Here is a 22,389-nt window from a genome sequence, read left to right as displayed (position 1 = left end):
TCCACTCAGCCTTTCTTGCGGGGCGGGTCGAAGAACGGCATCGGGCTCGTGGCGACCCGGACCGTGGTGTTGTGGTGGGCGATCGCGAGCTCCAGCCGCAGCTCGGTGCCGGCGGCGGCGAGGTCCGGACGGACCCGGGCGATGCCGATGTGGCGCTGGAGCACGGGCGAGTAGACGAAGCTCGTGCAGTAGCCGATCTCGGCCCGGTCGTCGTCGAGCAGCATCGACTCGTAGGGCAGCGGGTGCTCGGACTTCGGGGGGAACAGCCCGACCTCGCGGTGGATCCGGTCCCAGTCGGCCTCGTCGACCACGATGCCGGTGGTGGCCCAGCGTGACGTGCCGTCGACCAGCTCGCGCCGGATCGCCTCCGATCCCACGAACCGGCGGGAACCGTCGCGGACGCCTCGGAGCATCCAGCCGAACCCGAGCTCCCTCGGGGTCACGCAGTCAGCGTCGCTCATCGCCAGCCGAGCGTCGTGCCACTCGACGTCGACGAGCGGGAGGCCGGCCTCGATGCGCAGCGTCATCAGCGCCTCCTCGCCGAACGGACGGATGCTGTGCGGCGCGCCGGCCTCGAGCACGGCGTCGAGCACCGCGACCGCGCTGTCGGCCTCGACGGTGAGCTCAAAACCGAGGTCGCCGGTGTAGCCAGTGCGGGACAAGGTCACCGCCGTGCCTGCCACCTTCGCCGGCAGGTGGTCGAAGTAGGCGAGCGACTCGGCCTCGGGCATCAGCGCCGCCAGCACGGCGCGCGAGCGCGGCCCCTGGACGGCGAGCATCCCGTAGGCGCCGGTGACGTCCTCGAGCTCCACCCGCATCGCCGTCGCCAGCTCCTGGAACCACGAGAGGGCGGGCCGGCCGGCGGTGAGGAGGAAGTCGTCGGGGGAGTGGCGGAAGGCCACCCCGTCGTGCATCACGTAGCCGCGGTCGTCGCACCACGCGGTGTACTGCGCCTGTCCCGGCCGGCAGGTGCGGATGTCGCGCACCAGCGCGCCGGACAGCAGCCGCTCCGCGTCCGGCCCGGTGATCCGGTACTTGTAGAGCGGAGAGGTGTCGAAGACGCCGACCGCGTTGCGCACCGCGAAGTACTCGTGCTTCGGCGCGTGCGTGTAGCGCAGCGCGGACAGCTGTCCCTGCCAGTGGGTGTAGAGACCCTGGGAGTTCAGCTCGCTCAGGCGCGGGTGGAACGGGGTGGTCGTGATCATCGTGGCCAGGCTAACCCTTACTGACCTTCGAGTCAGTACGCATCGGCGTCTCGATACGCCCTCGCCTGGCGGCTCGGGCTACTCGACGACCGAACAGTCGAGGCGATCGAGGACCCACGCGTACACCTCGGCCTCGTAGCCGAGGTGGGCGAACCTGCCGGCGGGGCCGACGTGCGCCCCGGCGCCGGTCTCGACGCGGAACAAGCATCGCGGCGACCACCCGGGGTCGGTCTCCCGCAGCCGGGCGACCCACTTCGCGGGCTCGAACACCAGCACCCGCGGGTCGTGCAGGGCGCCGGTCACCAGGAGGTCGGGCCGCGGGCCGTCGGGCGGGTTGTCGTACGGCGAGTACGCGCGCATCCAGTCGAAGTCCGCGCGCCGGTGGGGGTCGCCCCACTCGTCCCACTCGGTCACGGTCAGCGGGATCGACGCGTCGAGCATCGTGCTGACCACGTCGACGAACGGCACCTCGGCCACGACGGCCCGCCAGCGGTCCGGCCGCTGGCTGAACACCGCGCCCTGCAGCAGGCCGCCGGCGCTCAGCCCCCGGGTCGCGATCCGATCGCCGTCCACCAGCCCGCTCGCCAGCCCGTCGGCGACGGCGGCGTAGTCACCGAACGAGTTCTGCTTCTGCTCCAGCCGGCCCTCCAGCCACCAGCGGCGCCCGCCCTCGCCGCCACCGCGCACGTGGGCGTGCGCGTAGACGACGCCGCGGTCCAGCAGTGCGGGGAGCGCCGGGTCCCACTCCTGGTCGGGGTAGACGGCCTCGTAGGCGCCGTACCCGTAGAGCAGCGCGGGCGCCGACCCGTCGAGCGCGGTGTCGCGGTGACGGACCAGGGTGACCGGCACGGCGGTGCCGTCGGGCGCCGGGAAGGTCCGGGCCTCGCAGACGTACGACGACGCGTCGTGCCCGGGTGACTCGCGCCGGAGCAGCTCGGTGCGCTCCCCGCTGACCAGGTCGACGGCCGACCACGCCGGCGGCTCGACGTACGACTCGTCCTCGACGGTGACCGCCACGGCGTCGTACTCGGCGTTCGGACCGATGTGGACGCCGCCGCATGCGAACGCCGAGGAGATCACGAGACCCTCGCCGTCGAGGTCGTCGAGTGGCAGCACCCGCAGCCGGTGCTCGGTCTCCGACCGGTAGCTCAGCACGGCGTGCCCGGCGAACCCGTCCACCCGCTCGAGCCGCTCGTGCGGGCGCTCCGCGCGGGCCGGCGACCACGCGGTGTGGTCCAGGTGCGCCCCGCGGGGGACCGGGCAGCGGGCCAGCCGGAACTCCTCTGCACCGTCGTTGGTGACGACCAGCAGCACCTCGCTGCCGTCGGCCAGCACGACGTGCTCGGCGTGGTACTCGACGCCCCCACGCCGTCCGCCGACCGACAGCGGCAGAGCAGTCGGGTCGGCGGCGTCGACGACCCACACCTCGCGGGTGTCGCGGCTCTCGGCCCAGACCACGACGAGGGCGCCGCTGCGGGTCGCCCGTAGGTTCAGCTCGAACCGCTCGTCCTGCTCCTCCAGCACCAGCACGTCGTCGGCGACCGGCGTGCCGAGCGCGTGCCGCCACACCTGGAACGGGCGGTAGGCCTCGTCGTGGACGGTGTAGAAGAAGTGGTCCGACCCTCTGCTCCACGCGCCGCCGTAGTAGGTGCGCGGTGCCACCTCGGGAAGGTCCGCGCCGGTTGCCAGATCACGGAACCTGAGCTCGTAGACCTCGTCGCCAGTGCGGTCCACCGAGTAGGCGAGCAGCCGCCCGTCGGGGCTCACGACCTCGAGCCCGAGCTCGACGTAGCCCGAGTCGTCCGCGAGGTCGTTGACGTCGAGGAGCACCTCGACCCCTTCGGAATCGTGCTTTTCCCGCACCAACTGCGGGTGTTCTCTTCCGGCAGGCATGACCGTGTAGTAGGAACAGCCATGGAGTTGCCAACTGACTGTCCGATCAGTAGTGGGGACTCTGCCCAACATCTCGGACTGCAAGGTCTCGACGAGGGAGTTCAGATGTCCGCTGGCGGTGTCGTACCAGAGTCGCTCGGCCTCGAGGTGAGCCAGCAGCCTGGGGTCCTCGGTGTTGCGCATCCAGTGGTAGGGGTCCGGGCGCACCACCCCGTGCTCGGTGTGCTCGTACGGTTCGCGGGGCGCCTGCGGCGGAGTGCTCACGGAGGGCACCGTAGACCGCTTCGGCGGTCGCTGGCAGCGATCGGAGCGCTGATCTCGGCGCTGCTCCTCACCACGTTCGGCGCCGGGACGGTCCAGCCGCCGGGTGCCGTGGCGGCCGACGACGACACGTTCACGGTCGCGATCCTCGACGAGGTCGACTCGTTCAACCCGTTCAACGGCTACCAGGCGGCGTCGTACGAGGCCTGGGCGCTGATGTACGACTTCATGGTCGGCTACACGATGGAGGACATGTCGCCGGCGCCGGCGCTGGCGACGGAGTGGGAGACCTCCGACGACGGCCTGACCTGGACGTTCGACATCCGCGAGGGCGTGACCTGGTCCGACGGCGAGCCGCTGACCGCCCACGACATCGCCTACACCTACACGCGGATCCTCGACGGCGGCCCGGAGGCCGGCAACTGGGGCACCTACCTGACGTCGGTGGAGACCGCCACGGCACCGGACGACACGACGGTCGTGCTCGAGCTGGAGAAGCCGAACGCCGTGCTCCCGCTGCTGCCGATCCCGATCCTCCCCGAGCACGTCTGGAAGGACGTCGACGAGAAGGACGTGAAGTCCTACCGCAACGAGCCGGACGGCGGGCCGGTCGTCGGGTCGGGGCCGTTCCGGCTGGTCGAGGGCACCGCCGGCGGGTCCAGCTACGTGTTCGAGGCCAACCCCGGCTACTGGCGCGGTGCGCCGCACGTCGACCGCGTCGCGTTCGTCGTCTACAAGAGCGAGGACCCGGCGATCCAGGCGATCATCAAGGGCGAGGTCGACTTCGTCGACGACATCACCCCGATCCAGGTCGAGTCGCTCCAGAACCGCGAGGGCATCCACGCCCAGAACGGCATCTCGCCGTACTTCGAGGAGATCGCCTTCAACGTCGGCGCCGTCGACCCGGAGTCCGGGGAGCCGCTCGGCGACGGCAACCCGGCGCTGCAGGACCCGGCGTTCCGCTACGCGCTCGGCTACGCCCTCGACCTCGACCGGATCGTCGAGGCCGCCTACCAGGGGGCGGCCGAGCCGGGAACCACGTTCATCCCGTCGGCCTACGGCTCCTTCCGGTGGGAGCCGCCCGAGGACCTGGCGTTCACGTTCGACCTCGACAAGGCCGGGGAGCTGCTCGACGAGGCCGGCTACACCATGGGCGACGACGGGCTGCGGACGATGCCGGACGGCAGCCCGATCGGAACGCTCCGGCTGTTCGCACGGTCCGAGGAGGAGCGCTCGCAGACCGTGATGGAGTTCTTCCAGGAGTGGCTCGGCGAGATCGGCATCGAGGCCGAGGTCAGCGTGATGGAGAGCAACCAGCTCACCGACGTGGTCCTCGAGGGCAACTTCGACGCGTTCCACTGGGGCTGGTTCGTCGAGCCCGACCCCGACGCGATCCTGTCGGTGTTCCTGTGCGACGCCCGCGGAGGGTCGTCGGACTCCTGGTACTGCAACGAGGAGTACGACCGGCTCTACGAGTCCCAGAACGCCGAGGTCGACGACGCGAAGCGGATCGAGACCATCAAGCAGATGCAGGAGATCATCTACCGCGACGCGCCCTACCTGGTCGTGGCGTACACGACCTACGGCCAGGCCGTGCGGACCGACCGGTTCGCGTGCTTCCAGCCGCAGCCGGACCCGGGCGGGGTGCTGCTCGTGCAGTACGGATCGTTCAACTACACGCTGCTGCGGCCCGCGGACGAGGCCGGCGACTGCGACGGCATCGAGTCCGCGGTCGGCGCCTCGAGCACCTCCGGCGAGGACGACGAATCGAGCAACACGGTGCTGATCATCGGTGGCGCCGCGCTCGCGGTGCTGCTGGTCGGGGGCGTCGTGGTGGCCCTGCGCCGACGGTCGACCGCCGACGCCCGGGAGTGATCGCCCCTTGACGACGCTCGCCGCCGCGGCCGGCACCGAGGCCGCACCGGAGCCAGCGGAAGCCTCCGGGCCCCGACGCAGCTTCGGGCGCTACTTGGCCGGCAAGGTGCTCGGTGCGCTCGGCAGCCTGCTGTTCGTGCTCGTCGTCAACTTCTTCCTGTTCCGGGTGCTGCCCGGCGATCCCGCCCGCAGCCTGACCCGCGGACGAGTGGTGTCGAAGGAGCAGATGGACGCGTTCCGCGAGCAGTACGGCCTCGACCAGCCGCTGGCGCAGCAGTTCCTGACCTACCTGAAGAACACCGCGCAGGGCGACCTCGGCGTCTCGATCCGCTACAACGTGCCGGTCTCGGAGCTCATCGTCGACCGGATGTGGCCGACGATCGCGCTGGTCGGCGTCTCGACGCTGCTCGCGACCGTGATCGGCGTCTACCTCGGCATGGTCAGCGCCTGGCGGCGGGGCGGCGGCTTCGACCGGTTCTCCACCGGGATCACGCTCACCCTCTACTCGATGCCGGAGTGGTGGCTCGGGCTGCTGCTCATCGCGGGGCTCTCGGTCGGGTTCGGGCCGCTCCCCGGCATCTTCCCGACCGGCGGGCTCAACTCGATCGACGCCGATCCGTCGAGCCTCAGCGGGATGCTCGACTCGGCCTGGCACCTGACGCTGCCGGTGATCACGCTGACCCTGGCCTACCTGGCGGAGTACTCGTTGATCATGCGCTCCTCGCTGCTCGACGAGCTGGGGGAGAACTACCTGACCACCGCCCGGGCCAAGGGCCTGCGCGACGTCGAGGTGCGCCGGCGCCACGCCGTGCCGAACGCGCTGCTGCCCACCACCACGCTCGCCGCGCTCAACATCGGCTTCGTCGTCTCCGGGGCGATCACGATCGAGACCATCTTCTCGATCCCCGGCTTGGGCCTGCTGTCCTACGAGGCGCTGTCGATCCCCGACTACGACGTGCTGCAGGGCACCTTCCTGCTGGCCTCCGGCGCGGTGATCGTGGCCAACCTGGTGGCCAACCTCATCTACGGCGTCCTCGACCCGAGGGTCAGGACGTGACGCGATGAGCACGACGTCCCCGCCCCTCTCCGCGCGCCAGATCGCCCGGCGTCGTCGTACCGCCGCGTGGCGACGCAACTGGGCCCTGTTCCGCGGCCACCGGGCCGGGCTGGTCGGGCTCTGCATCCTCGCTGTCTTCGTCGTCGTCGCACTGGCCGCGCCACTGCTCGCCGACGGCGAGGGACTCAAGGTCACCAAGGCGACCGGCGGCGTGCTGGAGAGCCCGTCGGGGGAGTTCTGGCTCGGCACCGACGAGAGCGGCCGTTCCGTGCTGACGATGCTGATCTGGGGCACCCGGATCTCGCTGCTCGTCGGCCTGCTGGCGACCGCGATCTCGATGGTGATCGGCACCGTCGTCGGACTGGTCGCGGGGTTCTTCGAGGGCTGGACCTCGCGGTTGCTCTACCGGCTGACCGAGTGGTTCCTGGTCATCCCGTTCCTGCCACTGGCGATCATCCTCGCCGTGGTCCTGGGCCGGTCGCTGCTCAACATCGCGATCGTCATCGGGGTGACCAGCTGGCCGGCCACCGCCCTGCTGATCCGCAGCCAGACCCTGTCGATCAAGGAGCGCCCCTACCTGGAGCGGGCCCGCGTCCTCGGCGCGGGGCGATGGCACCAGATGACGCGGCACGTGCTGCCCAACGTGATGCCGATGGTCTTCGCCAACACCACGCTGACGGTGGCGGTGGCGATCCTGTCCGAGACCACGCTCAGCTTCCTCGGTCTGGGCGACCCGGGCCGGGTGTCGTGGGGATCGATGCTCGAAGGAGCGTTCGGTGTCGGGGCGATGACGACCGGCTCCTGGTGGTACATCGTGCCGCCCGGCATCTGCGTCGTGCTCGTCGTGCTGGCGTTCACGCTCATCGGGCAGGCGCTCGAGGAGGTCTTCAACCCACGGCTGCGGGAGCGCTGATGGACCACCTGCTCGAGCTCGACGGGCTGTCCGTGTCCTACCGGACCGCCGACGGGCCGCTGCCCGCCGTCCGCGGTGTCGACCTCGTCGTCGACGCCGGTGAGGTGGTCGGCATCGCCGGCGAGTCCGGCTGCGGCAAGTCGACCCTCGCCAGCACCGTGCTGCGGCTCCAGCCCAAGGACGCCGTGGTCGAGGGCGAGGTCCTCGTGGCCGGTCGCGACGTGCTCACCATGGGCTGGGGCGACCTCCGCGCACTGCGGTGGGCCGAGGCATCGATCGTGTTCCAAGGTGCCCTGCACTCGCTCAACCCGGTGCGTCGGATCGAGACCCAGATCGCCGAGCCGATCCAGCTCCACGAGCCGGGGCTCTCCACGGCGGAGGTCACCGCCCGGGTGGGGGAGCTGCTCGAGCAGGTCGGCATCCCCGCGGCCCGGTCCCGGGTCTATCCCCACCAGCTCTCGGGCGGTCAGCGGCAGCGGGTGATGATCGCGATGGCGCTGGCGTGCCGGCCGCAGCTGATCGTGGCCGACGAGCCGACCACGGCGCTCGACGTGATGGTGCAGGCGCAGATCCTCGACCTGATCTCGGGGCTGGTGAAGGACCTCGGCGTCGGGATGCTGATCATCAGCCACGACCTCTCGGTCCTCTCCGACGTCTGCGACCGGGTGGCGGTGATGTACGCCGGGCGCGTGGTCGAGTGCGGCTCGGCCGAGCAGGTGTTCCGCGCCCCCGCGCACCCCTACGCGAAGGCGCTGGCCCAGGCGTTCCCGCGGGTCGGCGACCCGGCGGCGAGGTACGCCCCAGCGGGCCTCGCCGGCGACCCGCCCGACCCGCACGCCCCGCCACCGGGCTGCACGTTCGAGCCCCGCTGCACCCTGGCGGTGGACGCCTGCCGCGAGGCCGAGCCGCCGCTGCTCGATATCGGCGGCCGCCAGTCGGCCTGCATCCGGGTGGGGGCGGCATGACGGCGTCCGACGGGGTGACGCCGTTGCTGGAGTCGTCCGGGCTCGGCGTGCGGTTCACGACGCGCACCGGGAAGGTCGCCGTCGCCCTGGACGACGTGGACGTCGAGGTACGGCCCGGCGAGATCCTCGCGTTGGTGGGGGAGTCCGGCTCGGGGAAGACCACCCTGGCCCGGACCCTGGTCGGGCTGCAGCGCCCGACCTCGGGCGAGGTGCTGTTCGACGGCCGGCCGCTGTCGTACTCGAGCAAGTCGCTGCGGAAGCTGCGCAGCGAGGTGCAGATGGTGCTCCAGGACGCGGTCGGCTCGCTCAACCCGAAGCAGACCGTCTACGAGTCCGTCGCCGAGGGGATCCGGCTCCACAAGCGGGTCGCCAGCGACCCCGCGGGTCGCACCGAGGCCGAGCTGGTCGCCGCAGCGCTGTCGGAGGCGGGCCTCCGGCCGCCCGAGCGGCTCTTCCTGCGCTACCCGCACGAGCTCTCCGGCGGCCAGATGCAGCGGGTGCTCATCGCCGGGGCGTTGGCGCTGCGGCCACGGCTGCTCGTCGCCGACGAGCCGGTCTCCTCGCTCGACGCCTCCATCCGCGGCGAGATCCTCGCGCTCCTGCTGGGCCTGCGCGAGTCGCTCGGGCTCGGCATCATCGTCGTCACCCACGACCTCGGCCTGGCCTGGAACATCGCCGACCGGATCGCCGTGATGTACCTCGGACGGGTCGTCGAGTGCGGCTCGACCGAGGAGGTGCTCGAGTCGCCGCGGCACCCCTACACCCGGGCGCTGCTGTCGGTCGTGCCCGAGATCGAGCAGCTGACGCCGGTCGTGCTGACGGGAGAGGTGCCCGACCCCACCCGCATCCCGAGCGGCTGCCGGTTCCATCCCCGCTGCCCGGCCTACGCCGACGGCACCGCGGGGGCCGCCGGGATCGCCGAGAAGTGCCGCACCGCACCGCTGCCGGTCGTCACGGCCGGTGGCGACCACCGGGTCGCCTGCCATCTGGCGGCGACGCCGGAGTCATGAGACGATCCTCTTACTGACTCACGAATCAGTAAGGAGGCGCGGTGCAGGAGGCGCTCCCGAAGGAGATGTACGTCGACGAGGCGGCGTGGCGCGTCGAGCGCGAGGCCGTGCTCCACAGCGAGTGGTTCTGCGTCGGCCGGCTCGACGCGCTCGGTCTGGCCGAGCCGTCGCGGGTCGTCGTGGTGGACGTGGCGGGAGAGTCCGTGCTCGTCACCAGCGACGAGGACCGGGCCCTGCACGCGTCGTACAACGTGTGCCGCCACCGGGGCAGCCAGCTGCTCGCCGCCCCACCCGACGACGCGCCGCCGGTCGCGTGCGCTGCATCGGCGCTGCGCTGCCCCTACCACTCGTGGACCTACGCCCTCGACGGCCGACTGCTGCGCGCACCGCACGCCGACCTCGACGACACGACGGCGTTCGCGCTCGACCCGGTGGGCGTCGACGTGTGGGGCGGCTTCGTCTTCGTGCACCTGACGCCGCAGCGGGCGGCGCCGCTCGCGGAGGCGGTGGCGCACGCGGCCGGCACCCTCGCCAACTACGGCTTGGCCGACCTGGTGGTCGGCGCCACCTTCCGCTACGAGGTGGCGGCCAACTACAAGGTGCTGCTGGAGAACTACAACGAGTGCTACCACTGCGGACCGGTGCACCCCGAGCTGTGCCGGCTGGTGCCGTCGTTCGCCGGCGGGGGTGACGACCTGGACTGGGACGCCGGCATCCCGCACCGTGAGGGGGCGTGGACGTTCACGACGACCGGCACCACCACCCGGGCGCCGCTGCCGGGCCTGGACGAGGAGGAGCGCACCCGTCACAAGGGCGACCTCGTCTACCCGAACCTGATGGTGTCGGCCTCGGCCGACCACGTCGCCGCGTTCGTGCTGCGGCCGCACGCACCCGACCGGACGACCGTCGAGTGCTCGCTGCTCTTCGCCCGTCAGGCCGTCGAGGCCGCCGACTTCGACCCGGGCGACGCCGGCGACCTGTGGGACCTCGTCAACCGCCAGGACTGGGCGGTGTGCGAGTCGGTGCAGCGGGGGATGTCGTCGCGCAGCTATCGGCACGGGTGGTTCGCGCCGATGGAGGACGACAGCCTCGACATCCGGCGCTGGCTGCTGCCGAGGCTCGCGGGACCCGCAGGTGGTGCGTCGTGACCACGCGCGCCGACTACGTCGTCGCCGGTCTGGGTGCGCTCGGCTCGGCCGCTGCCTATGAGCTCGCTTCGCGCGGGCACGAGGTCGTGGGCCTCGAGCGGTTCGAGCTCGGCCACGCCCACGGCGCCAGCCACGACAGCAGCCGGATCCTGCGGCACAGCTACCACACGCCGGCGTACGTCCGGCTCACGCAGGAGGCGTACGCCGACTGGGCTCGGCTCGAGCAGGTCAGCGGGCGCGACCTCGTCACGACGGTCGGCGGCCTCGACCTGTTCCCGCGCGACGCGGCGATCCCGCCCGTCGACTACGTCGACTCGCTGCGCGAGGTGGGGATCGAGCACGAGATGCTGGACCCCGCCGAGGTCACCCGGCGCTGGCCGCAGCTCGCCCTCGCCGACGACGTGATGGCGCTCTACCAGCGCGACGCCGCCATCGTCCCGGCGGCGCTGGGCACCCGGACCCTGCAGGAGCGGGCGACGAGGTTCGGCGCCCGGCTGCAGCCGCACAGTGCGGTGGTCGGCGTGACCGACGTCGGCGACGGCTTGGAGGTCGCCACCGCGGAGGAGACGTTCGGGTGCCGGGGGCTCGTCGTCACTGCGGACGCGTGGGTCAACGACGTGCTGCGCCACCTCGACCTCCACGTGCCGGTGGAGGTGACGCTCGAGCAGGTGACCTACTTCCGTCCGGCGGACCCCGCGCGGTTCGCCCCGGGCCGGATGCCGTTGTGGATCTGGATGGACGACCCGTCGTACTACGGCTTCCCGACGTACGGCGACGCCACGGTCAAGGCCGCCCAGGACTGTGGCGGGCCGACCGTGGACCCCGACGACCGCACCTCGGAGCCCGATCTCGCGATGGAGCAGCGGCTGGCCTCGTTCATGGCCGAGCTGCTGCCGGGGAGTGGTCCGCCCGTCCGGTCGCTGCGCTGCCAGTACACGCTGACCCCGGACCGCGACTTCGTGCTGGCGCCGGTGCCGGAGCTGCCGTCGGTCGTGGTGGGGCTCGGCGCCGCGCACGGCTTCAAGTTCGCACCGACGTTCGGGCGGCTGCTCGCCGACCTCGCCGTCGACGGCGGCACGGCCACCGACCTGACCGACTTCCGGCTCGACCGGCCGGCCCTCACCGACCCGGCCTACGCCGCGCACTGGCTGGTGTGACGTGCGAGGCGTCTCAGGACAGCGCTGCCGGGTCGATCCCGAGCTCGCGGGCGACCGTCTCCGCCACCCAGCCGCGCAGCTGCTCGCGGGAGATCGTGCGGTAGACCAGCGCGGCCACGCACAGGCCGTCGATGAGCGCGGAGATCCGGGCGATGGCGGCGTCCGGGTCGGGGCAGGTGAACGAGCCGTCGGAGACGCCCTCGTCGATCATCGCGCGCAGCACCTCGCACCAGCGCAGCTCCATGCCGCGCAGCACCTTGCGGATCCCCGGCTCGCGCTGGGCCAGCGCCCACGCGTCGATCCAGATCCGCCAGCCCTTGGCCGCACCGGTCGGCCCGTAGGAGCGCAGCGCGCGTCGCAGCTTGTCGACCGGGTCCTTGCCCGCGCCCGTGGCCTTGTCGAGCCGGGCCAGGTCGCGCTCGACCGCGTAGGCGAAGGCCTCCGAGACCAGCGTGTCCTTGGTGCCGAAGTGGTAGAAGATCAGCGCCGGGCTGACGTTCAACGCCTTCGCGACGTCGGTGACCCGCGTCGCCTCGAGCCCGATCCGGTCGACGGTCTCGGTCGTCGAGGCGAGGATCTCGTCGCGCCGCAGCTCGACGCTGCGGCGGCGCCGCCGACCGGCGGTCCCGGTCCCGGTCACGCTCCACCGCACATGGCTCGCAGCATAGGACCAGCAGTACCCCGATCGCCGGAGGAGGCACCATGACGAAGACGGTGCAGATGATGCCCGCCGTGGCCTACACCTCGCCCGAGGTGCTGGACTGGGAGCGGCGACACCTCTACGCCGGCAGCTGGACCTGCCTGGGCCGGGTCGAGGACCTGTTCCCCGGGGCCGAGCGGCCGGTGCGCCAGCGTGCGGTCGTGGTCGGCGACGTCCCCGCCCTGGTCGTGCAGGACGCGGGCGAGCCGGGCACGGTGCGGATGTTCGCGAACACCTGCCGGCACCGCGGCCACGAGCTGTTGCCCGACGGCGGCACGTCCGACCGGCGCAAGGTCACCTGCCCCTACCACGGCTGGACCTACGACCTCGGTGGGCGGCTGGTCGGCGCTCCCGGGTTCCGCGACGTGGACGGCTTCGACGCGGGCGACCACGGCCTGGTCGAGCTGCCGGTGCGGGTCTGGCAGGGCTGGGTCTTTGGTCACGCCCTGCACGCGGCGGGCTCGCCCGAGGTGCCGTCGTTCGACGAGCACCTCGGCGCGTTCGAGTCGGTGCTGGCGCCGTACGGCGTGGGGACGCTGGTCGTCGGCGACCGCCACACCTACGTGGTCGAGGCGAACTGGAAGGTGATCGCCGAGAACTACCACGAGTGCTACCACTGCCCGCTCATCCACCCCGAGCTGTGCCAGGTGACCCCGCCGACGTCGGGGGACAACTACGACCTGCCGGGCGGCTGGGTCGGCGGCTCGATGGAGCTCCGCGACGGGATGCGCACCATGTCGCTCACCGGCGAGCTGGCCGCGACCCCGCTGCCGGACGCGCCGCCGGCGACCGTGGAGTACGTCCACCTGCTCCCCAACCTGCTGGTCTCGGCCCACCCCGACTACGTGATGACGCACCGGATGGTGCCGCTCGCGCCCGACCGGACCTGGGTGGAGTGCTCGTGGCTCGTCCTCCCGGGCGCCGACGGCACCGCCCCCGACGCCGCGGCCGCCGTCGAGTTCTGGGACCTCACCAACAAGCAGGACTGGGCGGCGTGCGAATCGGTGCAGCGCGGCCTCGCCAGCCCCCACTTCCGGCCCGGGCCGTTCGCGCCCAACGAGGACGCAGTCTCCCAACTGGTGACGATGATCGAGGGCGCCTACCGGGACGGGGGGCTGCGGCTTCCGGTCGTCGAGTAGTCCGAGCCGCCAAGCGACCTCCGGTCGTCGAGTAGTCCGAGCCGCCAAGCGACCTCCGGTCGTCGAGTAGTCCGAGCCGCCAAGCGACCTCCGGTCGTCGAGTAGTCCGAGCCGCCAGGCGAGGACGTATCGAGACGCCGTCCTGGCTCCCTCGGGCCCTAGTCGAACCCGAAACCCTTGCGTCCGAGCACGAACGCCCCGGCTCCGAAGAAGCCCAGCAGCGCGAAGCCGAGCGCCTGACCGCTGTCGGAGAACACCATCGCGGCGCCGAGGAGTGCGGTCATCAGGCACAGGGCGGCGACGACGAGCATCGGCGCCTTGATCGGTCGGGTTGCCACGTCCTCAGCGTCCCACAGCGGTTCAGGGGCGCACGGGAGCGGCCGTGCAGTCGTGGTGGGCAAGGGCGGCGCGGCGGCGTGCGGTCGGTGGGCAGAACGGCAGGGCCGCGGCGGTCAGCACGGCCGCACCGGCCAGCGCCGCCGCGTGGCCGGACTGCTCGATGACCGCGCCCGCCGCGACCGGCCCGGCCAGCATCCCGAGCGTCAGTGCGGTGCTGACGGCGGCGAGGCCGGCCGCCGGGTGGTCCTCGAAGACCCGGGCGCTCCACACGCCGTGCGCGGCGATGATCGCGGCGTAGCAGGCGCCGAAGAGGACCGCCGCCCCGAAGGCGGCCACGAGGTGCGCGGTGGCGGCGCCGAGCAGGCCGAGGGAGACGGCGAGCAGGAGGATCGAGCCGAGGTACGTCGTGCGCAGTCCCATGCGCTCGAAGGCGAACCCGCTCACCGACCCGAGGAGCATCGCGGCACCGCACACGGCGTACACCGCGCGGGCCGGGGTGGCGGCGATCCCGGCGTCCTGGAGGGCGTCGACGCTGTAGACCCACCACACCGAGCTGCCGACACCGACGAGCACGGCCGAGGTGAGGAGCGGTCGGGACCGCGGGCAGAAGAACCAGCTCGGGCTCAGCTGCGGCCGTCGCAGCGTCGAGTCGTCGTTCGGTGGCGCGAGCCTGGTCGCTGCGACACCGGCGACGGCCGCGAGGACCACGAACGCCGCCCAGGCCGCTCGCCACTGGTCGCCGGCGAGGATCGCGACGGGTCCGGCGAGCGCGACGCCCCACCCGGTCCCGGAGCTGATCACCGACCAGACCACGGCCCGGCGTGGGGCGTCGACGTGTCGGTCGACGATGTCGGCGTACGGCGGGAAGGCCATGCCGGCCGCTGCGCCGGCGACGAGCACCCCGACGGCGACGGTCCATGCGGTGGGAGCGACGGCGATGACCGCCATCCCGACCGCTGCGGACCCCGCTGCGCCGCGACGGCCACCCGGGCGCCGAGCCGCGACGTGAGCGGCACGACGGCGGCGTTGGCCACCAGGTAGGAGAGGTAGCCGAGAGCGGAGATGAGGCCCGCGATGCTCGGTCCGATGCCGACCTCCGCCTTCATCTCGGGCAGGAGCAGCCCGTAGCCGTAGCGGGCCAGGCCGAAGGTGATCGCGATCATCGCGGTGCCCGGCACCACGACGGCAGCGGTGGTGACGGGTCGCGATGCCGCGCTTGTCGCCGTCATCGCTCGTCCTCGCCCTTCGTGTGGTCCAGCGGACAGTCGTTGCCCTCGGCCCGGCAGGCGGTGCGGTCACAGAGACGGCAGGTCCGCATCGCGACCGGCAGCGCCTCGGTCGACGACCCCAGCAGCCGGTCGAGCGCCCGCTCCAGCTGCCCGCGGGTGCGGTCGTCGAGCGGCGCGAGGCAGTCAGCCAGCGTCGCACCGCGCGCGTCCACCACCCGCTGCGCGAGGTCTTCCCCCACTTCCGTGAGCCGCAGCCGGCGCTGGCGGGCGTCCTCGCCGGGGGAGCGCACCACCCACCCCGCCGCGACCAGCCGGTCGACCAGCCGGGTGACGCCCGAGCTGGTCAGCGCCAGCACCTCGCCCAGCCACGAGACGGTGCGGTCGGGATGCGCCAGCAGCGTCACCACCGCCGCCTGGTCGGACGCCGCCAACCCGGTCTCACGACCGGCGGCCGCCATCCGGTCGGCCACGGTCAGGGACCAGGCGCCGAGGAGGTTCTCGAGACGAGCCATCACTCCACGGTACGCCATTGCCTGACTCAGTCAAATAATCAGCTCAGCCTCACCGCGGCACGTGCTCCGACCACTCGCGGTGCGAGACCTGCTGGTCGCCCTCGTAGGCGGTGACGTCGGTGGTGACGTCGTAGCCGGCGCCGGTGACGTCGACCCGCAGGGACGAGGTGACGCGGACGTCGGTGCCGGGCCAGGTGAGGCGGTAGGTGCAGGTGGCCTCGGCGTGCTGGGCGAAGGTGCGGTTGTCGACGACGACGTCACCGGCGTACTCCTCGGTGGCGGTGCCGCCGTGGGGGACGTCGTAGGTCGAGCCGTGGCGCACCGAGCAGGTCGTGGTCTCGCGCAGGACGTCGCGGGTGACCGTCCACGAGACCCCGGACGGGTCCTCCGACGACTCGTCGGCGCCCGGCGCGAAACCCGGGTCCCACGGCTCGGGGGAGTACCGCGGCAGCTCTAGCTCACCGCCGTGGATGGTCAGCGTGACCGGGGCCGGGGGAGCGATGGTGTTCGGCCAGTCGGCGCCGGCGATCGAGAGCCGCACGGTCTGGCCGGGCGTGAACTCGTAGGCGCACGCGTCGAGCTCGACCGCGACGTCGTAGACCTCGCCGGGCACCAGGGGTGACGGAGCGGCAGGTGCGTGCACGCCGTCGCGGTAGGCGAGGTCGAGGCTGCCGCGCGAGACCAGCGCCGAGGCGCCGTCGGGGAAGACGTCGTTGAGCTTCACCGACAGGGAGGCGAGCGGGGCGTCGGCGGACACCTGCAGCCGCGCGACCGGATGCCCCACGACCACCTCGCCCTCGGCCGGCCAGTCGAAGGTCAGCGAGTGGGCGTCGTCCTCCCGCTGGTCTCCGGAGAGGCCCCACGGAAGGTGGCCGGCGCAGTCGATCCAGGCAGCGGTCCCGACGTCCGGTCGTACGACGAGCGCCCGCGGTCCCGGGAGCGGCCGGGTCTCCACCGACGAACGCGGGGAGGGCCAGGTGTCGCGCACCCAGTAGCCCTCGTGCTGGTCGAGGAACGCGGCGGGGCGGGTCGGCGTCCGCACGAACACCTCCACCCTGCTGTCCTGTGCGCCGGTGCCGCGCAGCCAGCGGTCGAACCACGCCATCATCTCGACGTCGAGGTCGATCCGCGGCCCTGGGTAGGCGGTCGTCGGGTCGGCGTGCACCCACGGCCCGGCCAGCAGCCGGTAGGGCACCCCGGCCCGGCCGAGCGCCCCCACGGTGCGGAAGGAGTTGTTGCGGTAGCCGTCGGCCCAGCCAGCGACCAGCATCACCGGGCACTGGATCCGGTCGTAGCCCGCGTCGGAACCGTCGCGTCGCAGCGACCCGTGCCGCCAGTAGGGCCCGTCGCGGTTCTCGCGCAGCCAGGTGAGCACCCACGGCTCGACCGTCGCCAGCCGCCGCCGCCACTCCTCGCGCCAGTCCTCGCCCCACACCGCGGGCACAGGCGGCAGCACCGGCATCGGTGTCATGTAGTGGTCGTAGTCGACGAGGTCGACCAGCCGCAGCGCCCCGCCGCGCCAGTGCACGTCGTCGGTCCACCGGTCGTCGCTGGAGTAGATGGCGCACACCGCCTTGAGCGCCGGCGGCCGCTCGGCGGCGATCTGGAGCGAGTTGAAGCCGGAGTACGACGTGCCCCACATCCCCACGCCGCCGTCGCACCACTCCCGCGCGGCCAGCCAGGCGATGACCTCGACCAGGTCGCGCTGCTCGGCCTCGGGGTACTCGTCGGTCGGGTCGCCCGAGGACGACCCGGTGCCCCGCACGTCGACCCGGCAGACGGCGTACCCGAACTCGTCCCGCAGTCGCCGGTAGCTCTCGGAGTACGACGACGTCAGGTCGTCCTTGCGGTAGGGGAGCGCCTCGAGCAGGCACGGCTGCGGGCCCCGGGCGGGGTCGGGGAGGTAGAGGGTCGCCGCGAGCTCGGCGCCGTCCGACATCGGGATCCGGACGTCCAGCTCAGTCACGGGCGTGCTCGCTCAGCAGTCGGGCGACGACCGCGGGATCGAGCCCCTCGCTCGTGTTGCCGTCCCTGCCGGTGGTGGTCGGGGCCGTCAGCATCGAGTTGAGCACCGCCTCCTCGGTGGCGTCGACGACGCCCTCGAAGAGGTCGTTGAGGCCGGGCCCGGAGACGACCGCGCCCCCCTCCCACGCCAGCTCCTGCGCCCGGCGCGTGGTGGAGACGCCGAGGAAGATCTCACCGCTCCCGTTGTGGGCGGTCGAGCCGGTCCGCGCCAGTCCCAGCCCGATCCGGCGGGCCAGTCGTGCGCAGTCGGCGCTCTGCACCGGCGCGTCGGTGACGACGATCCCGATGCAGGACCCCTCCGCCCGGTCCGGGTCAGGATCCTCGGGCAGCAACCGGCCGACGTGGTGGCCGTCGACCGTCAGCCGCTTCCGCTCACCGAAGTTGGTGAGGAGCAGCACCGCGACGGTGTGCCCCTCCGGGGTGACCCGCGACGCCGTACCGATCCCGCCCTTGAAGCCCAGGCACGACATCCCGGTGCCGGCGCCGACCGCGCCCTCGTCCGGCGCTGCGGAGGCGCCCCGCGCCGCGAGGGCAGCGGCATGCGCGGCGACCACGTCCTCGTGCTCGACCTGCATCCGCCGGCAGTCGTTGAGGAAGGAGTCGTCGCACTCGCCGACCACGGGGATCACCACGCCGTCGGCGACGCGCACGTCGCGCTCGAGCTCGATCCGGCAGGCGGAGTCGTAGACCCGTCCCAGCTGCATGGTCGACGTCAGGTAGATCGGTGTCTCGAGCATCCCCCACTCGCCGGCGCCCACGGAGCCGGTGAGCTCGCCGGCGCCGTTGAGGACCGCACCGCCGGTGGCCAGGGGCCGGTCGTAGGCGTCCTCGGCAATCACGAGCGCGGTCACCCCGGTGCGCGCGATGCCGCGCCCCTGGGGCGGCGGTGCCTCGTCGCGATGGAGAGTGGTGTGCCCGACCCCGACGCCGGGCACGTCGAGGACGGAGTTGGTCGGCCCGGTCGGGAGGACGCCGATCTCGATCCCGATCTCTCGTGCGCGCGGCATGCGCACATCCTCGCGGGAGGGACCGCTCGGACGCCATACTGCTGACTCATGAATCAGTACCGGATGCCCGTCGTGTGGTCGCCCGCCACCCGTGGCCACGACCCGCAGCACGAGGTGTGGGTGGGCGTCGCGACGAGCGGCACCGAGGTCCCGGCCCGCGTGGACACGATCCTGACGGCCGTGACCGAGGCCGGACATCCGGTGCACGAGGCCGCGCCACAGCCCGACGACGTCCTCGCCCGGGTGCACGACCCGGGGCTGGTGACCTTCCTCGCCGAGGCGCACGAGCGCTGGAGCCAGGGCCCGTACGCCGAGCTGGTCGGCCAGCGGCGCGTCGTCCCCTACTTCTTCCCGACGCCCGCGATGTCGGCGGGCCTGCCGCTCCGGCCAGCCGCCGCGGTGCACGCCGAGGCGGGGCGCTTCGCCTACGACACGATGACGCTGGTCGGCGACGGTACCTGGGAGGCGGCGCGGGCCGCCGTGGACTGCGCGCTGGCGGCGGCCGACCTGGTGCTCGGGGGCGAGCGGGCGTCGTACGCCCTCTGCCGGCCGCCCGGCCACCACGCCACCCCGGCGGGCTACGGCGGCTCGTGCTACCTCAACAACGCCGCGGTCGCAGCCGAGGCCCTGCGGGCCGGCGGGCACGACCGGGTCGCGGTGCTCGACGTCGACGCCCACCACGGCAACGGCACGGCGGCGATCTTCTACGACCGGGCCGACGTGCTCTACGGGTCGGTGCACGTCGACCCGGGGGCCGGCTGGTTCCCGCACTTCGTGGGCTACGCCGACGAGACCGGCGCGGGTGCGGGGGTGGGCGCGACGAGGAACGTCCCCCTGCCCGAGGGCGCCGGCGACGACCTGTGGCTGGAGGCGGTCGGCGGGCTGGCCGACTGGGCCACCGCCCAGGGCTGCAGCGCGCTGGTCGTCTCGCTCGGCGTCGACGCCGCGGCCGACGACCCGGAGAGCCCGCTCGAGGTGACCGCGGAGGGCTACCGGGCCGCCGGCGTCGCGCTCGGCGGCACCGGTCTGCCGGCGGTCGTCGTCCAGGAGGGCGGCTACCACCTGCCGACCCTGGGCGGCCTGGTCACTGCCTACCTGGGCGGGCACGGCGAAACTCGATAGCGCTGGAGGGGTCCGAGGGGGAGGCTTCGCGCTATGACCACCTCCGCCAGCGCGTGGACGAGCGCCATCTGGGAGACCCCCGCGTTCCGGGCCGAGCTCCGGGACTTCGTGGTGCGCGCGGTCGGGGAGCCCTCGACGTTCGAGCCGGTGAAGGTCCGGCCGTGGTCGACGGTGTGGCGGGCCGAGGCCGACGGCGCGACCTGGTTCGCGAAGCAGAACTGTCCCGGGCAGGCGCACGAGGCGCGGCTGATGGCGGCCCTGACACGGATCGACCCGGAACACGTCGTACCCGTGGTGGCCGCCGACCCGGCTCGCGACCTGCTGCTCACCGAGGGCATCGGCTCCACCCTCGGAGACGCGGGCGAGGCGCACGACGTCGACGCCTGGAGCCGCATCCTGCGCGACGGCGCGGCGCTCCAGCGGGCGGTCGCACCGCACGTCGACGAGCTGGGTCTGACGGTGATGCCGCCGGAGTGCGCGACGACGTACGTCGGCGACGCGATCGGCCGGCTCGGGGCGCTGCCCGCCGGCGACCCGCGGCGCGTCCCGGAGGACGTCGTCGACCGGATCAGGGCCCTGTTGCCGCAGATCGAGCGGTGGTCCGACGTGGTCGGGGACCTCGACCTGCCGCTCACCATCAACCACAACGACCTCCACGCCTTCAACGTGATCGCCCCGGGTGGGGCCGCCGAGCCGCTCCGGTTCTTCGACTTCGGCGACGCGGTCGTCACCGACCCGCTCGGCGCGCTGATCGTCCCGCTCACCTCCTGCGCCGGTGAGCTGGACGCGGGGCCCGACGACCTCCGGATGCGCCGGATCGCCGACGCGGCGCTGGAGGTCTGGACCGACCTGGCACCCGGTCGGGCCCTCCGGGCCGCCCTCCCGGCGGCCCTGCAGCTGGGCCGCCTGGCGCGGGTGGAGTCCTGGCGTCGCTGCGTGACGACGATGACCACGGCCGAGCGCGCCGAGTTCGGATCGGCTCCTGCGGACTGGCTGGGTACTCTCGACGCCGACCCGCCGGTGGGCCACCTGTCACCAATGTGACCTGGGACGCCCCCGGCGGTGATACTGGAGCTGCAGTTGGTCTGGTCGGGGACGAGTGGCGTGGCGGACATGGGGTGCCGCGCTGTTGCGAGAGGTACGGATGTCGGGTACGGCGAGCCCTGGGCGCCCTGGTGGCGCCCGACGCGCGTCCCGGTCTGTCCGGATGTCGCGTCGGGACCGACGTCGGCTCCGCAACGCCCCCGCGAGGTCGGGCGGCAAGCGGGCCCTCCGCCGCGGTGACGCTCCGCCCACCCCTGCAGCGCCGCCCGTCCCCGCGGCACCGACCGCGCCGCGCGGGGGCCGCCGCGCGCTGCGACGGCGCGAGCGTCGTACCCGCGGGCTCGCGGGGACCCTCGGTCTGACCTTCGTCTCGGCGATGGTCCCGGGCACCGGCTACCTGTTCGCCAAGCGCAGGCTCCTCGGATGGATCGTGCTGGGCGGCTGGGCGGCCGTGATCGGCTTCGTGCTCTGGTACTTCGGCCGCGACCTCGACCTGGCGGCCGCTCGCACCCGGGCCGTCGACCTGGCCTTCGACCCGCAGCTGCTCCGGATCGTGACCGCCGTGGTCGCGGTGCTGCTGATCGTCTGGCTGTTCGTGGTCTGGACGTCCTACCGGCTGATCCGCCCGCGCGAGCGGCCCCGGTCGCACACCGTGATCGGCAACCTCGCCGTGATCGTCTTCTGCGTGATCTTCGCGGCCCCGGTCGTGCGCGCGGGGCAGTACGCCGTCGCGACCGCGAACTTCGTGACCAACGTCTTCGACAACAACGAGGTCGCGACCACCCCGAAGGACGTCACTCCTGAGGACCCCTGGGCCGGTCAGGACCGGGTCAACGTCCTGCTGCTCGGTGGTGACGGCGGCGACGGACGCGACGGAGTCCGCACCGACAGCATGATCCTGCTCAGCATGGACACCCGGACCGGCAAGTCGGTGACGTTCAGCCTGCCGCGCAACATGGCCAACGCGCAGTTCCCCGAGAACAGCCCGCTGCACGACGTCTACCCCTACGGCTTCCAGAACGGCGACCCGGCCGACGGCGAGTACATGCTCAACGCCGTCTACCGCAACGTCCCCGCCGCGCACCCCGGCATCCTCGGCAAGAGCTCCAACGAGGGCGCTGACGCGATCAAGCAGGCGGTCGAGGGCACGCTGGGCCTTCCGGTCCACTACTACGTGCTCGTCAACCTCGAGGGCTTCAAGGCTGTCGTCGACGCGATGGACGGCGTGACGGTCAACATCAACGAGCCGGTCGCGATCGGCGGCGACACCAGCGCCGGCGTCCCGCCCGACGACTACCTCGCGCCCGGGCCCGACCAGCACCTCAACGGCTTCCAGGCGCTGTGGTTCGCCCGTGGTCGCTGGCGCTCGGACGACTACGAGCGCATGGAGCGCCAGCGCTGCATGATCGACGCGATCGTGGAGGCCGCCGATCCCGGCAACCTCCTCGTGCGCTACCTCGACCTGCTCAAGGCGGGGGAGGAGATCGTCTACACCGACATCCCGAAGGAGCTCGCCTCGGCGTTCGTCACGCTGGCTCTGCGGGTCAAGGACGCCAAGGTCAAGTCGGTGGTCTTCCGGTCCTCGGAGAGCTTCAGCTCGGCCGACCCCGACTTCGACTGGATGCAGGAGACCGTGCAGCGCGCGATCGACCCGCCGCCGAAGAAGCAGGGCTCCGGCAACCGCAACCCCGCCGCCGACCCCGAGGACGCCTGCGCCTACCGGCCGACGGGCGAGACCGTCGAGGACGCCATCGCTGCTGACGGCGGTTACTGATCCGGCCACTGGCT

Annotated in this window: 19 protein-coding genes; 11 read left to right on the top strand and 8 right to left on the bottom strand. The window is 72.5% G+C overall.

Going from position 1 to position 22,389, the window contains the following annotated elements:
• Nucleotides 1-5: 5 nt before the first annotated feature.
• Both DJ010_RS16490 and DJ010_RS21845 read right to left on the bottom strand, forming a co-directional pair.
• Complete coding sequence (locus DJ010_RS16490) at nt 6-1,205, bottom strand: aminomethyl transferase family protein (protein WP_109695773.1); 1,200 nt, start codon at nt 1,203-1,205, stop codon at nt 6-8.
• 78 nt (nt 1,206-1,283) lie between these two features.
• Nucleotides 1,284-3,362, bottom strand: coding sequence for a prolyl oligopeptidase family serine peptidase (locus DJ010_RS21845; protein ID WP_158283041.1), 2,079 nt, complete (start codon nt 3,360-3,362; stop codon nt 1,284-1,286).
• Nucleotides 3,363-3,470: 108 nt separating this feature from the next.
• Here DJ010_RS21845 and DJ010_RS16475 point away from each other — a divergent pair, with 108 nt between their 5' ends.
• The 7 genes from DJ010_RS16475 to solA are packed head-to-tail and all read left to right on the top strand — an operon-like array spanning nt 3,471 to nt 11,484.
• Complete coding sequence (locus tag DJ010_RS16475; RefSeq protein ID WP_158283040.1) at nt 3,471-5,234, top strand: ABC transporter substrate-binding protein; 1,764 nt, start codon at nt 3,471-3,473, stop codon at nt 5,232-5,234.
• A gap of 7 nt (nt 5,235-5,241) precedes the next feature.
• Entirely contained in the window at nt 5,242-6,291 is a 1,050-nt protein-coding gene (locus DJ010_RS16470) for an ABC transporter permease (RefSeq protein WP_109695769.1), read from the top strand.
• 4 nt (nt 6,292-6,295) lie between these two features.
• On the top strand, nt 6,296-7,204 hold the full coding sequence (locus DJ010_RS16465) for an ABC transporter permease (RefSeq protein ID WP_109695767.1): 909 nt from the start codon (nt 6,296-6,298) through the stop codon (nt 7,202-7,204).
• Complete coding sequence (locus tag DJ010_RS16460; protein WP_109695765.1) at nt 7,204-8,169, top strand: ABC transporter ATP-binding protein; 966 nt, start codon at nt 7,204-7,206, stop codon at nt 8,167-8,169. The genes DJ010_RS16465 and DJ010_RS16460 overlap by 1 nt, the downstream gene beginning before the upstream one ends.
• A complete protein-coding gene (locus tag DJ010_RS16455) occupies nt 8,166-9,179 on the top strand; it encodes an ABC transporter ATP-binding protein (protein ID WP_109695763.1) in 1,014 nt (337 codons plus the stop codon). Before DJ010_RS16460 ends, DJ010_RS16455 begins: the two co-directional genes overlap by 4 nt.
• A gap of 41 nt (nt 9,180-9,220) precedes the next feature.
• On the top strand, nt 9,221-10,327 hold the full coding sequence (locus DJ010_RS16450; RefSeq protein WP_211318837.1) for an aromatic ring-hydroxylating oxygenase subunit alpha: 1,107 nt from the start codon (nt 9,221-9,223) through the stop codon (nt 10,325-10,327).
• Nucleotides 10,324-11,484 (top strand): N-methyl-L-tryptophan oxidase, encoded by a 1,161-nt coding sequence (solA, locus tag DJ010_RS16445; RefSeq protein WP_158283039.1) that lies wholly within the window; start codon nt 10,324-10,326, stop codon nt 11,482-11,484. The genes DJ010_RS16450 and solA overlap by 4 nt, the downstream gene beginning before the upstream one ends.
• 13 nt (nt 11,485-11,497) lie before the next feature.
• On the opposite strand, the gene DJ010_RS16440 is transcribed toward solA, so the two are convergent.
• Nucleotides 11,498-12,124, bottom strand: a complete 627-nt coding sequence (locus DJ010_RS16440) for a TetR/AcrR family transcriptional regulator (protein WP_158283038.1) — start codon at nt 12,122-12,124, stop codon at nt 11,498-11,500.
• 62 nt (nt 12,125-12,186) lie between these two features.
• On the opposite strand from DJ010_RS16440, the gene DJ010_RS16435 reads away from it, so the two are divergent.
• A complete protein-coding gene (locus tag DJ010_RS16435; RefSeq protein WP_211318836.1) occupies nt 12,187-13,323 on the top strand; it encodes an aromatic ring-hydroxylating oxygenase subunit alpha in 1,137 nt (378 codons plus the stop codon).
• Nucleotides 13,324-13,481: 158 nt separating this feature from the next.
• Here DJ010_RS16435 and DJ010_RS16430 read toward each other — a convergent pair whose 3' ends face one another.
• The 5 genes from DJ010_RS16430 to DJ010_RS16410 form a co-directional block, all read right to left on the bottom strand.
• Nucleotides 13,482-13,661: a hypothetical protein gene (locus tag DJ010_RS16430; protein WP_109695757.1), complete on the bottom strand. Its 180-nt coding sequence runs from the start codon at nt 13,659-13,661 to the stop codon at nt 13,482-13,484.
• 22 nt (nt 13,662-13,683) lie between these two features.
• The gene (locus DJ010_RS16425; RefSeq protein ID WP_245927629.1) at nt 13,684-14,610 is read right to left on the bottom strand and encodes an MFS transporter; all 927 of its coding nucleotides are present in this window, start codon (nt 14,608-14,610) and stop codon (nt 13,684-13,686) included.
• A 277-nt stretch (nt 14,611-14,887) separates the two neighbouring features.
• Nucleotides 14,888-15,403: a MarR family winged helix-turn-helix transcriptional regulator gene (locus DJ010_RS16420; protein ID WP_158283036.1), complete on the bottom strand. Its 516-nt coding sequence runs from the start codon at nt 15,401-15,403 to the stop codon at nt 14,888-14,890.
• Nucleotides 15,404-15,452: 49 nt separating this feature from the next.
• Nucleotides 15,453-17,369 (bottom strand): CocE/NonD family hydrolase, encoded by a 1,917-nt coding sequence (locus DJ010_RS16415; RefSeq protein ID WP_109695753.1) that lies wholly within the window; start codon nt 17,367-17,369, stop codon nt 15,453-15,455.
• A complete protein-coding gene (locus tag DJ010_RS16410; protein ID WP_158283035.1) occupies nt 17,362-18,435 on the bottom strand; it encodes a P1 family peptidase in 1,074 nt (357 codons plus the stop codon). Before DJ010_RS16410 ends, DJ010_RS16415 begins: the two co-directional genes overlap by 8 nt.
• 48 nt (nt 18,436-18,483) lie before the next feature.
• Here DJ010_RS16410 and DJ010_RS16405 point away from each other — a divergent pair, with 48 nt between their 5' ends.
• The 3 genes from DJ010_RS16405 (at nt 18,484) to DJ010_RS16395 (ending at nt 22,375) form a co-directional block, all read left to right on the top strand.
• Nucleotides 18,484-19,557 (top strand): histone deacetylase family protein, encoded by a 1,074-nt coding sequence (locus tag DJ010_RS16405; protein WP_109695751.1) that lies wholly within the window; start codon nt 18,484-18,486, stop codon nt 19,555-19,557.
• Nucleotides 19,558-19,590: 33 nt separating this feature from the next.
• Nucleotides 19,591-20,601: a phosphotransferase gene (locus DJ010_RS16400; protein ID WP_109695749.1), complete on the top strand. Its 1,011-nt coding sequence runs from the start codon at nt 19,591-19,593 to the stop codon at nt 20,599-20,601.
• Nucleotides 20,602-20,764: 163 nt separating this feature from the next.
• Nucleotides 20,765-22,375, top strand: coding sequence for an LCP family glycopolymer transferase (locus DJ010_RS16395; protein ID WP_158283034.1), 1,611 nt, complete (start codon nt 20,765-20,767; stop codon nt 22,373-22,375).
• Nucleotides 22,376-22,389 lie beyond the last annotated feature (14 nt).

Source organism: Nocardioides silvaticus (assembly GCF_003160695.1).
Lineage (GTDB): Bacteria > Actinomycetota > Actinomycetes > Propionibacteriales > Nocardioidaceae > Nocardioides > Nocardioides silvaticus.
Note: the sequence above shows the minus strand (reverse complement) of the source record. Positions and strands in the feature narration are given on the sequence as shown.